The following is a 12,993-nucleotide window of genomic DNA, read 5'->3' as shown; positions in this document are numbered from 1 at the left end:
GGGACAGGCCTTCAGTGCAGGTCCGTGGTCTCCCCCAGGTCGCTGAGACCCAGCTCCCAGTGGTTCGGCAGGATGGGCGGGAGCGGCTCGACCAGGTCGACGAAGTGGGTGTGCGCGGGCTTGAGGTACTCGACGATGGCGCGGAGCTGCCGGCGCTCGCGATCGGCCAGGATGCGCGCGACCTCGACGTTGAAGGCGTACCGGGCGAAGCGGTCCGAGGGCCCGAGGACCCAGTCGATGCCCAGCTCGGACTCGCCGAGGATGAGCGTGTCGGCGTTGAACGGCGAGATGGCCGAGATGTCGATGCCGAGGAAGAAGCGGATCGCGTTCTGGATGCCCTTCGCCGTCCCCTTCTGCCGGTACATCTCGACGAGCACCGACGCGAGTCGGCGCTTCCCCATGGTGTCGAGCTCGAACGGGAACGGGTTGCCGAGGTCCCGGAGGATGAGCTCGAGGAACTCTCAGGCGCGCGCTCGAGGTCGAAGATGTCGGGCCAGCGATCCACGTCGGCCAGCAGCAGGTCCGTCACCTCCTGCAGGCAGGCGATGAACCGGAAAAGGTCCCCGGTCTGATCGTCGCGGCGGTTGTGCTTCGGGAGCATCCTCCAGAGGTCGAAGCGACGCGTCTGCGGTCGCGCAGGGCGGAACCCGGTGAACGTCGCGCGGTCGTAGGGCGCGAGGACGACGTTGCCGAACAGGTCCGTGACGCCGAGCGCCACGACCTCGTGCACGACGTCCGGGGTCATCTCGGTGTCGAGCCTGAGCAGCACGACGGTGCCGTCGATGGCCGAAGCGACGACGGCCACCGGCACAGCCGGCGCGCCCTTCGGTGTCAGGACGAAGCTCGAGCCGCCGGGGAGCAGGACGGGCTCGTCGAAGGCGACGCGAACGGTCTTCTGCGCGAGCGCCTGCGCTCCGACGACCCGCGGCGCCGTGCGGTCCTCGACGACGAACGAGTACACCTCGTCGACGGAGGCGGCGCCACCCACCGTCTGCCCGGCCACGCGCACGGAGACCGTGGCGAGGCTCGCCATCGGGACGACCGGATGCAGCACGACGCGAAGCGTGTCCGCCGTCTGCGTGGCGCCGGCGAGCGGGCCGGCGAAGGCGGCGGTGATCTCCGGCAGCGCGCCGCCGTCGAAGGCCAGCACCCCGTCGACCCAGATGTGCACGCTGGCCCGGTTCACGCCGTCCGCGCCGGTGTCGATCAGCTCGAGGGCGAGCGTCGCGTCGACGGGCACGCCGGTCTCGCCCGGGCTCGGGTCGCGGTTCACGACCACCAGCCGCGGCGTGCTCACGACGAGCGCGACGCTGTCGACGTAGAGCGCGGGAAGCTCGAGCGTGCTCATGCCGGGGCCCTCATGCGGTCACCAGCTCGAGGCGCACGCCTACTGTGTGCACGCCCGACAGCTTCGAGACGTTGGCAGCGAGGTCCGTGACGAATCGTTCACGGCCCGTCTTCGCGCGCATGCGTGCGCGCGCTGTGCCGTCGACGACGAGGGACGCCTCCCATGCGAGCCACGCGGGCGTGCTCGCCGGCACCCAAAGGCGAAGCAGCGCGCGCACCAGCTTCACGCCCGTGAGGTCCGTCGACTGCGTCACCTCCGTGTGGTCGCCGAGACCGAGCTCGAAGAAGCGCCCCGGCTCGTCCTCGCCGAGCACGAAGGCGTAGTCGCCTCCGGTCGCCTTCGAGGTGAGCAGGCGGCCCTGGCCTCGCCCGGAGTCGGCTCGTGAACACTCACACCTGCCGGAACAGCTCGACGTGGTCGAAGAAGGAGCGCCGCGTCACGTCCTTCACGGAGCAGCCGAAGCCGCCGCGCCCCGAGGTGAGCGGCTGGCTGCCGGAGTTGATGCCGAGGTGGTCGTCGATGAACTCGACCATCCCGGAGACGGGCTGCCAGTCGGGCGGCGTGCCGAGGGCGTGCGCCGCGAGGTCGTTCTGGAAGACCTTGAGCACGACGTCGCCGTTCGTGTTCACGATGACGTCGAGCCGCAGATGCACCCAGGTCGCCTGCGCGAAGCTCGCCGCCGACTTGAGCAGCACGCCGGGGCCATCGGCGTTCGGCAGCCCCACCGTGACGGCGCCCTTGCGGAGCACGATGCGGTGCGGGTCATCGTCGGAGAGCCCGAGCAGGTACGCGCTGTCGTTGACCGAGTTGCCCTGGCAGCAGAGGAACAGGAACGGCGAGAAGCCCGTGGGTCCGCCGCCAGGGCCGCGCTGAACGACGCCGCGAATGGAGCCACCCTTCGCCATCGGAGCGAAGCTCGCGAGGTTCGCGAACAGGGCTACCGCGCCATCGACGGCCGCGAGGGAGTTGAAGGCGTAGAGGAAGCTCCCGCCGCCCGGGGGTCGAGCGATGCCCGCGGTCACGCCGCGATCCACCGTCGCGATGTCGAGCCCGTCGTTCAGGTACGTCCAGTCTGCTTCGGCCATCGGTCGCTCCTCAGAGGGTGGTCATGTTCGTCCAGGCGTTGTTGAAGTCCTCGACGGCCTGCACGCCTCCGTCGAACAGCGCGGTGCTCGCCGTCACCGCGGCCCACGTCCACGCGTAGCTCTGGTTCGAGCGCCACTGGTCCTCGAAGTCCTCGCGCGGCTCGCCGTCGAACACGCCCGTCGCGGCCGTCACCAACGCCCAGTCGCGCAGGTACGGCACGTTGCTCCAGCCCGTCTCGCAGTCCTCGACGGCGCCGCCACCGAAGGCGCACGTGACGAGCTGCGCGGGCGGCAGCTCGTAGAGGTAGACCGCGTTGGCCCAGCCGCTGTCGAACTCCTCGTAGCCCTTGAGCGCGCTGTCGAAGAACGCGAGCACCACGGTCACGTCGTCGAGCGACGCGAGCAGCGCGAACCAGCGCTCGAAGTCCTCCCAGGCGTCCTCGGGCGCTGCGCCGAAGCCGGCGAGCACCTCGAGGCCGGTCAGGGCGGTGAGGGTCCAGTGCTCGGCCTCGCCGGGCAGCGCCCCCTCGTCCTCGAAGCTCGGGTTGAGGAGCGCCATCAGAGCAGCTCCCCCGTGTCGCCGTTGCGAAGGGTCACGGTTCCGAGCACCGGGAACTCGCGCACGTTCAGCTTCACATCGGCGGGCAGCCCGTTGAGCGTCAGGTCGAGGCGCGCGTCGCCCATCTTGCGCACGCCCGGCGTGTCGCGGATGACGTTGAAGAGATCCGACCAGGCGATCTCGCCAACCGCGTTCCCCTCGGCGTCCTTGATGTTGAAGCCGAAGTCGACGAGCGGGTTGGGCGTGCCGTCCTGCTCGCTGACGCGGAAGTAGCTCGCGAGGTTCGCGCGCACCCGGTCACGGACGTCGCTGCCGGCGAAGCCCTGGCGCAGGAAGAGGCGCGCAGCGACATCGACGACTCGGTACACCGGGTCCTGCACGCTCACCTGGAAGGTCAGCGTGCACGGGTAGACCTCGGTGACCTGCCGCAGCACCAGGTTCTTCAGCGCGGGCGTCGGTACTGCCGCTCCCGCCGTCGACTGCGGGATGACGTAGAGGATGCCCGTGTTCTCCGCGATGGTCGGGTCCTCGTTCGAGGTGAGCATCAGCGCCCGCGCGACGCTCGGGAGCCTGCGCGCGTTGATCTCGAAGTCCTCCCTCGCGACCGTGCGCGTGAGCGCGCGCAGGCTCTCCGGGGCGAGCAGCTTCGCGGAGGCCACCGTCTGGCGATCCGCGCCGCCCGAGGCGGGCAGCGGGTTGCGGACGGAGACCTGCACCGGGTTGCCGTACGCATCCTTGAAGGCGCCCTCGATGACGACGATGCGGTCGGCGTCGACGTTCCCGACGCTGCCGCCGCCCGTCTTGTAGGTGACCGAGACCGTGCCGCTCGGAGGCATGCCGCTCACGCCGTTGCCGAAGCGCAGCGTGGCGCGGTCGTTCTGGTCAACGGCCACGACGAAGTGGCGGTCGTTGGCGCGCGAGTCGAGGAAGCTGTCGACCTCCGTGAACGCGCCCTGCGGCGTGGTCACGAGCGCGGAGCCGTCGAGGTACGGGGCGTAGTCGAGGTGCAACTCGAGGTCGGCGAGGCCGCGCGCGTCGAAGAGCTGGGTGTACGTCTTCGAGTTCTCGACCACGGCGACGACGCGCGGCGGGTCGGCTCCCGGGGCGATGACGGCGGGCGCGAGCAGCTGGAAGCGGACCGGCTCGGTGACCTCCTGCGTGCGCAGCACGGTGCCGGCCGGGATGGTGACGCTCGCGGCCGGAGGGCGCGCGAGCTGCACGAGGACGTCGGCGGTCGCGGCCTGCGCGCCCTGCAGCCGGTAGCCGAGCATCTTCGCGAGGGCCATCACGCTCTTGCGCTGCGTGGCGGTCACGAGGCGCGACTCGCGAGCGAGGTTGTCCTGGTAGAACGTGAGCACGTCGCCGACGAAGGCGTAGAGCTCGACCAGCAGGTTCCCGAAGCTCGCGACGTCGAAGTCCGTCCAGTCCGGGAAGACGCTCTTCACGAGCGCGATCAGCCGCGCCCGAAGGGCGTCGAAATCCTTGTCGGTGTAGTCGACGGACTCGGGCAGCGTGGCCACGGCGGTAAGCCTCCGTCGAGGCAAAGCCGTCGAGCCTCGGCTCTCGGGGACCCGGCCCCAGACGGTCAGCGCTCGAAGGACACGGCCACGGCCGCCGCCACGTCCCGCTCGCGCACCCGCACGCGGAGCGTGAGGGCCGGGCCGTCCTGCTCGACGCTCAGGCTGACGAGCTGGGCGCCGGGCACCCAGCGCTTGAGGGCGTCGCGCACGTAGACGCGGGCCAGCTCCTTGAGGGCCGCGTCGTTGCGCTGGTGGCGCAGGAGCGCGAGCCCCGCCCCGAAGTTCGTCCGCCAGGGCAGCTCGCCCGAGGAGCGCGCCGTGGCGCCCTCGGTGAGCAGCGCCTGGCGCACCTTGGACGCGAGCAGCGCCTCGCCGCTGCCGACGGCGAAGTCGCGCTTCTTGTCGCGGCGGAACGGGATGAGGAGGTTCTGCGGCTGCTGGCTCATGGTCGTCTCCTCACGGCACCGGCACCGCGCTGCGCACGGTCTGCAGGGCCTCGATGATCGCGTCGATGGGCGGGATGACGTCGTCGAGCGGACGCCCGGCGAGGTTCGAGAGGTCCGGCACCTCGGGCCCACCCACGATGCCGAGGAAGATGTTCAGGATGCCGATGAGCTTGCCGAGGCTGGCGAGGGACTTGCCGACGTTGGCCGCCTCCTGCGCCACGTTCGCCTGGGCGCAGCTCGTGATGGCCATGAGCCCCGCGTCCTCGAGCTCGGTCGCGCGGTCGATGGCGCCGAGGATCTGCTGCATCTGCTGCTGCAGGTGCATGAGCTGGCTGCGCGCCTGCCGGAGCGTGTCGATGACGAGGTCGATGATGCCGATGATGGTGTACGGCAGCGACAGCTGCGGGATGAGCCGCAAGAGCTTCGCCACCTTCTCGGCCAGCTCCGGGATGCACGCCGCGAGCGCGGTCGGGTCGGGAGGCGGGCCGAGCGAGTCCGGGATGGCCTTCACGCAGTTGAAGACGGCCACCACGGTGTCGATGATGTCGAACAGCGGCATCAGCGGCGTGAGCGCCGGCTGGATGGCCTGCATCAGGTTGATCTGCTGCATCGTCACGCCGCCCGGCAGCGTGATCGACAGCGGATCGGGGATCTCCGGAATCTCGAGGCAGATGGGCAGCGCCACGGCGTCCTCCTCAGATGGGCTCGGCGATGGGGCGGACCACCCGCCCGGCGATCGTGACCTGCGTGGCCTCGAGCGAGATGGCGCCGACCGCGCGCAGCGTGAGCGCCGTGGTCGCCTCGAGCGTGACCGTGTTCTCCTCGGCGTCGAAGATGAGGTGGTCGCCGGTCTTCTTGTTGGTGAGCTTGAGCTTCCGGCTGTCCTGCGACTCGTCGAGCTCGATGCGGAAGGTCTGCGTCGCGAAGACGCGGTTGTCCGGGGGCGTCTTCTGCGCCTCCTCGGGCACTTCGCTCTCGCCGTTCGGCTTCCCCCAGTGGGCGGCCAGGTAGTACGGCGCCTCGACGTTCCCCTGGTTGAAGAACACCGCGACCTCGGCTCCCTCCTCGGGCACGGCGAAGAGGCCACGGTCCTTCGAGCCGCCGCCGCCCGTGCCGAGCGGCCAGGCCCACGCGCTCTCCGGCTCCAGCACGCCCGGGATGCAGACGCGCACGCGCCCGAGCTGCTCCTCGTCGTCGCGCTTCGTCACGTAGCCGACGTACAGCCCGACGAGCCGGGTGTCGTGCGTGTGGATGTCGTCGTCGAAGGTGCTCATCGGTGGCTCTCCGTCATCGCGGCACGCTCATGCCGGCCTCTGGGTCCTCGGCGCCGATGGCGCGCCCGTCGCGCCGGTACTCGACGTGCGACGCACCGCTCGCCGGGTCGATGACCTCGACCTCGGTCATCGCGCCGCCCTCTGCAGGGGTCGCGCGATTGGGCGAGCCACCTTGGGGCTGGCCTTGCGCCGCGGCTCCGGCCTGTCGCCGAGCCCCGGTGCCGTCGCGCGTGAGCTTCAGCTCCACGACGTAGCCGGAGGACGAGATGACGTGCTTTGCCTCGGTCACGTAGTACTTGCCCGAGAGCAGTCCGGAGATGCCGCGCACCTCGAGCACCTCCTTCGCGCGCAGCGTCGGATCGCCCACGACCTGCATCGAGAGCTTCACCGTCTCGCGCTCGGCGCGGCGGAAGCGCGCAGCCGACTCTCGCTCCGCGGCGGCTGGCGTCGGCGCCGAGGTCGGGTGGACGCTCGTCGTCGCGTTGCGCTCCTGCAGCGACGACGAGCCCGTCTCGGGGTCCACGACCTCGAGGACGTCGCTGAGCGTGGCGCGTTCGACGGTGCTGCTGCTCGCCCGCGACTCGATCGTCGCCTTCGTCAGCGGGTCGCGCCCGCGGACCTCGACGCGCCCTGTCCGGCGCGAGAGATCGGACTCGACGTTGAGCGAGATGATGTCGCCTCGCCCTGGGTCGGAGAACCAGGTGAGCACGTGGCTCGCCTGGTTCCTCGAGCGCCAGTGGAGCCCGCCGTCGTCGACGAAGTACTCGAACTCCTTCCCGTGCAGCGAGGCGCCGGAGGAAGCGTGCGTCCGTCTCGGCGGTCTGGTTGATGGTGTCGAGCACCTCGCTCGAGTCCTCGACGTCCGCGAACTCGCCCTCGTAGCCGTGCTCTGCGGCGATCTCCTTGGCCACGTCGCTGCGCGACTTGTTCGTCCACGCGCGCGTCTTGGCCTCGCGGTTCATCAGCACGCTGGTGGCCTGGCCCTCGATGGTCAGCGTCTGGAAGCCCTTGAGCTTCTTCACGACCACCCGGCGCGGCGGGGCCATGTTGCCCGGGTAGCCCCAGGACACCTCGAGCGTGGCGCCGCCGATCAGCTCCTCGCGGTCGAAGAGCGCGAGGTCGAAGTTGTCGAGCTGGAGCGAGACCTTGTCGGCCTGGCGCTCGGCGTCCTCGTAGGTGAAGCCGATGATGCGGCCGTCGAGGTTGAGCGGCTCGCCGCTCGGCGCCCGCTCGTTCGAGAGCACGGTGATGCGGACACCGGGCCCGCTGCGGTCGACGAGGTCGGTCATGCTTCGACCCTCCGGCGCTGCTCGCTCAGGATGACGTCGGTGAGCACGCGCAGGCTCGGCACGAAGAGGCGGCGGCCGACCTCCAGCTCGAGCGTCGGGTCGACGATCGGATCGGGCTGAAAGTCGGCGAGCACCCACCAGAAGCCGCAGGCCCGCGGGAGCGGCGCGAAGTAGCGCCCCGCAAGGTCGAAGAGCATGTCGCCCTGCGCGACGATGTGGACGCGCGTGTCCGTGTGCTCGCGAAAGCGGTAGGGCTCGCGCTCCGTGAGGAACAGCTGCGCGAGCTCGTCACGCACGCCGAGCGCGAAGGAGTGCCGGGAGCCGGTGCGGGGCGCCATCACTCGACCTCCTCGCGCAGCTCTTCGCTGGTCACGCGCGTGTCGAGGATCTCCTCGAAGGAGACGCTCGCCGTGTAGACGAGCACCATCCCGTCGACGGCGAGCTGCTTGTACTGGAACTCCACGCTGGCGACGACGCACTCGACGGTGACGACGCTCGGCCAGATGAAGAGGACGCGGGGCGGCGCCGTCGCGGCCACGCCCTCGGTGCCCTCGGGGGGCACCGTGAGCGCGCGCAGGAAGGCGCGGAAGTCGAGGATGTTCGGGTCGCCCGGCTGCTCGGCGGCGAAGAAGCGGTCGAGGTAGAACTCGACGCCCGAGAGCTGCCGGTTCGCCGTGCTCTGGAACTGCAGCACCTGATGGGAGAGCCCGGGCACCGCGAGGCGGTTCCAGTTCACCTGCAGCTTCTCGGTCACCTGCGTCGGGTTGAAGAGGCACTCGAGCGACTCCCCGCTCGTGACGTTCACGAGCAGGCAGCGAGGAGCGCGGGCGAGAGCAGCATCGAGCGACACGCGTCCTCCTTCCTCAGTACGCCGGGACCGGCGAGAACGAGCGGGTGGCCGAGTCGCGGTCCGCTCGATGGACCGCGGTGGCGAGGGTCGTGCCGTCGACCTGGAGGTTGACGGTGATGGGCGGCGACGCGGGCGGCGCGGCAGGCGTCATCGGGAAGGACGCGGGGATGGCGGGCGTCATCGCCGCGACCGCGGGCATCGACGACATGGCGTCGCTCGCCGGTGCGCCGGGCGCGGCGGTCCCCGGTCGCGTCGGGCGCGTGAACGTCAGGTCCTGCACGCCCATGCCCTCGGCCATGTCGGCGCGGAGCGAGTCGCGGAAGTCGCGGATGCCCTGCTGCCAGTGGGTGCCCTCGCCGAAGAGTCCGGTGAGCGCATCGACCACGCCCGCGATGGCACCGGCCAGCTCGAGCACCACGCCGATGATGGCGTCGACGACTCCGAAGGCCACGAGCTTCATGCCCATCCAGATGTCGCTCCAGCTGCCGGTGAAGATGCCGCCGATGATGAAGACGACGCCGGTGATGACGTCGGCGAGCCCCGAGAAGACCGACATCACGATCTGGATGGCCGCGCTGATGACGGCGACGGCCGCCGAGACGATCGACACGAGCACGCCGATGGCGCTGATGATCCAGCCGATGACGAAGGCGATGACGTTGCCGAGCGCGGTCCAGGCGCTGCCGTTCTGCTGCGTCGCCGAGGTGCTGCCGAACATGTAGTTGATGACCTCCTGGATCTTCGAGCCGAGCTGCGAGAGCGCGCTCCAGAGCACCGAGCCGCCGGCGCTGATCCACTCCCAGCCCTGCGCAACGCCCTCGGCGACCTCGACCACGGCCGTCATCGCCTGGACGATCAGCTCGAACACGGTCGCGAGCACGCGGCCGACGCGCTCGCCGGTGAGGCCGAACTCGCGGAACCGCGACGAGGCAGTCCCTGCGTCGTCCCGCTCCGAGAGGAAGCCGAGCGCCGTCCCGAGGCGCCGGAGCGCGTTGAGGAACGCGTCGATCGTCGGGCGCGCGGCCTCGATGCCCGCGGAGAACCCCGTCGCGATGCCCGCGAAGAAGTTCCGGATGCGGTTCACCCAGAGGAACACGTTGATGAGGAAGTCCTTGAGCCCCTGGTTCTCGGCGCGGTTCAGCTCGTCGCGCACGGCGCCCGAGAAGCCGCCCTGGTCGAACAGCTGCGTGAGCCCGCGGAAGGCGAGCGAGATGCGCGCTCCCACGCCTTGGAAGAAGTCCGCGATGCCGCCGACGTTGTTCCGGAAGGCGACGACGAAGCCGGCGACCGCGAGCGCGAGCACGCCGAAGATGAGCACCGCAGGCAGGATGGTCGCGAGCAGGCCGCCGAGCGTGATGCCCGCCGCCTTGAGCCCGATGATGAGCAGCGCGATGCCGGCCTTGGCGGCGATGACCGCGCCGACCATCGCGACGACCGCGCCGGCTCCCACGACGAACGCCGCGAAGGCGCGCTTCACCGGCGCAGGCAGCTGGCGGAAGACGCCGAGCACGGCGTTCACGACGTCGACGACGATGGTGACGAGCGGACGGAAGACCTGCGCGAAGGGCTCGCCCGCGACGATCGCGAGCGTCTCGAGGGACCCCGCGAGGAGCCGCTTCTGCCCCTCGAACGTGTTGAGCATCTGCTCGCGGAAGCGCGCGGCCGTGCCGCCAGCGTTCTCGAACTGGTCGCGCAGGTACGCGATGGCCTGGGCGCCGCGCACGGTCTCGCCGGTGTTCGTGCGAATGCCGCTCGTGACCTGCGTGAGGATGGCGTTCACGCCTCCGAGCGCCTCGCGCCCGAAGGCCTGCAGCAGGAAGGCCGAGCGCTGCGACTCGCTCATGCGATCGAGCGCCGGCGCCATGTCGCCCAACACGTCGAGGAACGCGCGGAAGCCGCCCTGGCTGTCGACCACGGCGACGCCGATGCCACGCAGCCGCTGCTGCACCTGCGGGTCCGCCAGGCGCTCCATCGCCACCGCCGTCGCCGTCGAGGCACGCTCGACGCCGGGGATGACGTTCTTCACGAGGCCGAGGGCGATGAGCGTCTCGGAGAGCGACTGGTGCAGCGCCTGGGCTCCGCGCGAGGCGGTGCCGAGCGCCATGGGCAGCTCGCTCGCGTTGAGCGCGAAGACGTTGACCGCCTGCAGCATGCGGTCGACCGAGATCGAGGCCTGGTCCGTCGAGATGCCAAAGGCCTTCATCGCCTGCGAGGCGAGCCCCGCCGCCTGCTGCGGCGACAGCTCCCCGAGCGAGCCTGCGGCGAGGTCGAGCACGGGGATGAGGAGCTGCATCGACTCCTGCGCGTTGAAGCCTGCCTGCGCGAGCTCGCGGAGCCCCATCGTCGCCTCGGTGGGCGAGAACTGCGTGGCGATGCCCGCGTCGATGGCCGCCCCGCGGAGCTGCTCCAGCTCCACGGCGGTGGCGCCGGACACGGCGGCGACCGCGGCGATCGACTGCTCGAAGCGGCCTGCGGCGTTGGCGAGCGAGAACGCCGCACCCACCGTGGCGGCGCCGGCCGTGAAGACCGCGAGGCCGACGCCGAGCTGCTGGAAGGCGCTCTGGATGTTCTCGGTGCCGAGCCCGACGCGGCGGTCGAGGCTCGTGAAGTTCCGCTCGAGGTTCGAGATGGCCCCGGAGGCCAGGTCACGCGCGGTGAAGACGAAGCCGAGGCCGAGGTTGTTGAGCGCCATCGGTCACCTCCGCTTCGCGGCCTTCTCGAGTTCCTTCGCCTCCCGGGCGCGCTGCTGACCGATGCGCTCGATCAGCCAGTCGCGATCCGTCGTCGGCAGCTCGAGGGCGTCGTCGAGCGTCACTGCGAGGCCGGAGCCTCCGTGCTGCTGCCAGCAGAGCTGGAAGATGCCCTCGCGCCAGCTCTCCATGGTCACGTCGGGGAAGAGGTGCTCCGGGCTTTCCGCCTCGCAGTCCTGTCCCGGCCCGGCAGGAAGAACCCCTTGTCGAAAGGGAGGTCGACGTCCTGCGTGCCGAAGCACTCGGGGCACTCGATCTCGATGGTCGTGTCCACGCCGCAGTCGACCCGGTCGAACTCGTCGACCAGGAAGTCCGCGTCGCGGAGCGTGAGGTCCTCGAGGAACTGGCGCTTCGCCTTCGCGTCGACGCCGTCGATGTCGAGCACGCGGTACGCGAGCACCGCGGAGAGGAGCTTGTCGGGCGCGGAGCGCTGGAGCGCCGGGAGCTTCCGCTCGTCCTCGCCCGTGAGGAGCCGGAAGCGGACGCGCTTGCCGGCGTCGGGCAGCGTCGTCTCGAAGCGGTTCCCGCCGACGAACGCGGCGCGGCTCTCCTCGGAGAGCGGGCGCACCGGGAGCTTGGTCAGCTCGACCTCCCAGTCGATGCGCGCGCGGCAGGCGTCGTTCCGGCAGCTGACACCGAAGGCGTACTCCGGCCCGTAGGTCATCGCGCGGACCATGAGCAGGGCGAAGAACCGGTCGCCCTGGAGCACCTTGCCCCAGTCGACCTTGCCGCCCTCGCCGAAGACGTAGGGCCCCGGGTCGAGGGTCTCCTCCCAGCACGAGCCGAGCAGCTCGTCGATCTGCCCGCCGTTCTTGGCGAGCTTGCGGTCAGCGAGGACGCGCTCCTCGCGAACCTTCATGCCGCGAACGCGGCCCGAGAGCCCCGAAGGGCACGTGATGACGTCTGCCATGCGCTGCCTCCTCGGGGGCAAAGCCGCCGAAGAGGGGCGCCGGGGACAGCATCATGTGGACGAGCGCCGCGACAGGAGGACCTCGCAGTTCACGTACTCATCCGGCACTTCCTTCACCCAGTGGTCCATCTCATTCTTCTTGAACGGGCCGTGGAGCCAGTACTCGAAGTCCGGTGCGGTCCCGGCACGCGTGATGAAGTAGTGGTCCTTGTTGAAGATGTAGGGCGCATCGCTCGGATCGTGCCGCCAGACATCGACGCCCGCGACGACCTCGCCGGTGACGCCGTATTTGGTCTCGGTGCGCGGTGAGCCAAGGCTCCCCGACATCGTGGCGTGGTGGAGCTTCTCGTCGGGAACGTGGATTTCCTTGGGCATCGCGTCTTGCAAGCCCTGGAACCGCTCCCACCGATCTCCTGGCAGAAGCGCAGGCAGTTGGCTCACGTCGATGCGCTTCGGCTTTCCCATGGGCTACATGGTGCGGCCGCTGCCGGTCACTGCACCAGCTCGAAGAAGTCGTACGTGAGCGTGACCTGCTCGATGACGTTCTCGTCGCTCTCGTTGTCCCACTCGCCGGCCACGAACTTGATCGGCCAGGCGCGCGAGAGCGACCAGCGGCGCAGGGTCACGCCGTCGCGGTCCTGCTGCACGACGTCGAGGTTGCGCTTGTAGTTCACGTCGGTGAGCCCGAGCCCGCTCGACGTGATGGCGACGTCCTGGAACCAGTCGAAGAGGTCGCGGTCCTCGGTGGCGCCGCGCTCGAGGGTCACGTCGGAGAACGTGAGGCGGCCGGGGCTCTTGTTCGGGATGAGCGAGCCGCCCTCGAAGTACTGGACGTTCGCGACCTCGACGGACAGCTCGCTGCACTTCTGGAAGCCAGCGTGGCCGACGTCGTCGATCTCGACGATGAACTTGAACTTCTTGTGGAAGCTGCGCGGGTTGCCGATGACGGTCATGGGTTAGCT

The 12,993-nt window shown here is 70.1% G+C and carries 14 protein-coding genes and 2 pseudogenes; all 16 read right to left on the bottom strand.

Annotation, left to right across the window (positions count from 1 at the left end; all coding sequences use genetic code 11):
- Positions 1 to 11 precede the first annotated feature (11 nt).
- Positions 12 to 1,348: pseudogene (locus IPH07_25045) on the bottom strand (phage tail protein).
- A 10-nt stretch (positions 1,349 to 1,358) separates the two neighbouring features.
- On the bottom strand, positions 1,359 to 1,700 hold the full coding sequence (locus tag IPH07_25040; protein ID MBK6920689.1) for a hypothetical protein: 342 nt from the start codon (positions 1,698 to 1,700) through the stop codon (positions 1,359 to 1,361).
- Positions 1,701 to 1,737: 37 nt separating this feature from the next.
- The gene (locus IPH07_25035) at positions 1,738 to 2,433 is read right to left on the bottom strand and encodes a hypothetical protein (protein MBK6920688.1); all 696 of its coding nucleotides are present in this window, start codon (positions 2,431 to 2,433) and stop codon (positions 1,738 to 1,740) included.
- Positions 2,434 to 2,443: 10 nt separating this feature from the next.
- Positions 2,444 to 2,992, bottom strand: a complete 549-nt coding sequence (locus IPH07_25030) for a hypothetical protein (GenBank protein MBK6920687.1) — start codon at positions 2,990 to 2,992, stop codon at positions 2,444 to 2,446.
- Positions 2,992 to 4,512 (bottom strand): baseplate J/gp47 family protein, encoded by a 1,521-nt coding sequence (locus IPH07_25025; protein MBK6920686.1) that lies wholly within the window; start codon positions 4,510 to 4,512, stop codon positions 2,992 to 2,994. Before IPH07_25025 ends, IPH07_25030 begins: the two co-directional genes overlap by 1 nt.
- A gap of 65 nt (positions 4,513 to 4,577) precedes the next feature.
- Positions 4,578 to 4,958, bottom strand: coding sequence for a hypothetical protein (locus tag IPH07_25020; GenBank protein ID MBK6920685.1), 381 nt, complete (start codon positions 4,956 to 4,958; stop codon positions 4,578 to 4,580).
- 10 nt (positions 4,959 to 4,968) lie between these two features.
- Positions 4,969 to 5,643, bottom strand: a complete 675-nt coding sequence (locus IPH07_25015; protein MBK6920684.1) for a hypothetical protein — start codon at positions 5,641 to 5,643, stop codon at positions 4,969 to 4,971.
- Between the two features lie 10 nt (positions 5,644 to 5,653).
- Positions 5,654 to 6,232 carry a hypothetical protein gene (locus tag IPH07_25010; GenBank protein ID MBK6920683.1) on the bottom strand — a complete coding sequence of 193 codons (579 nt, stop codon included), beginning with the start codon at positions 6,230 to 6,232 and terminating at the stop codon, positions 5,654 to 5,656.
- 13 nt (positions 6,233 to 6,245) lie between these two features.
- Positions 6,246 to 7,521, bottom strand: a pseudogene (locus tag IPH07_25005) (phage late control D family protein).
- Positions 7,518 to 7,859 carry a hypothetical protein gene (locus IPH07_25000; protein MBK6920682.1) on the bottom strand — a complete coding sequence of 114 codons (342 nt, stop codon included), beginning with the start codon at positions 7,857 to 7,859 and terminating at the stop codon, positions 7,518 to 7,520. The pseudogene IPH07_25005 and the gene IPH07_25000 overlap by 4 nt, the downstream one beginning before the upstream one ends.
- Entirely contained in the window at positions 7,859 to 8,371 is a 513-nt protein-coding gene (locus IPH07_24995; protein MBK6920681.1) for a peptidoglycan-binding protein, read from the bottom strand. The genes IPH07_25000 and IPH07_24995 overlap by 1 nt, the downstream gene beginning before the upstream one ends.
- A 13-nt stretch (positions 8,372 to 8,384) precedes the next feature.
- Positions 8,385 to 11,063 carry a phage tail tape measure protein gene (locus IPH07_24990; protein ID MBK6920680.1) on the bottom strand — a complete coding sequence of 893 codons (2,679 nt, stop codon included), beginning with the start codon at positions 11,061 to 11,063 and terminating at the stop codon, positions 8,385 to 8,387.
- Between the two features lie 3 nt (positions 11,064 to 11,066).
- On the bottom strand, positions 11,067 to 11,258 hold the full coding sequence (locus tag IPH07_24985) for a hypothetical protein (GenBank protein MBK6920679.1): 192 nt from the start codon (positions 11,256 to 11,258) through the stop codon (positions 11,067 to 11,069).
- Positions 11,255 to 12,031 carry a hypothetical protein gene (locus IPH07_24980; protein ID MBK6920678.1) on the bottom strand — a complete coding sequence of 259 codons (777 nt, stop codon included), beginning with the start codon at positions 12,029 to 12,031 and terminating at the stop codon, positions 11,255 to 11,257. The genes IPH07_24985 and IPH07_24980 overlap by 4 nt, the downstream gene beginning before the upstream one ends.
- A gap of 51 nt (positions 12,032 to 12,082) precedes the next feature.
- On the bottom strand, positions 12,083 to 12,496 hold the full coding sequence (locus tag IPH07_24975) for a hypothetical protein (GenBank protein ID MBK6920677.1): 414 nt from the start codon (positions 12,494 to 12,496) through the stop codon (positions 12,083 to 12,085).
- 26 nt (positions 12,497 to 12,522) lie between these two features.
- Positions 12,523 to 12,984: a phage tail protein gene (locus IPH07_24970; GenBank protein ID MBK6920676.1), complete on the bottom strand. Its 462-nt coding sequence runs from the start codon at positions 12,982 to 12,984 to the stop codon at positions 12,523 to 12,525.
- Positions 12,985 to 12,993 lie beyond the last annotated feature (9 nt).

The organism is Deltaproteobacteria bacterium (genome assembly GCA_016709225.1).
Classification (GTDB): Bacteria; Myxococcota_A; Polyangia; order Nannocystales; family Nannocystaceae; genus Xiheibacterium; species Xiheibacterium phototrophicum.
The sequence above is the reverse complement of the archived record's forward strand: the minus strand, read 5'-3'. Positions and strand labels throughout refer to the sequence as shown.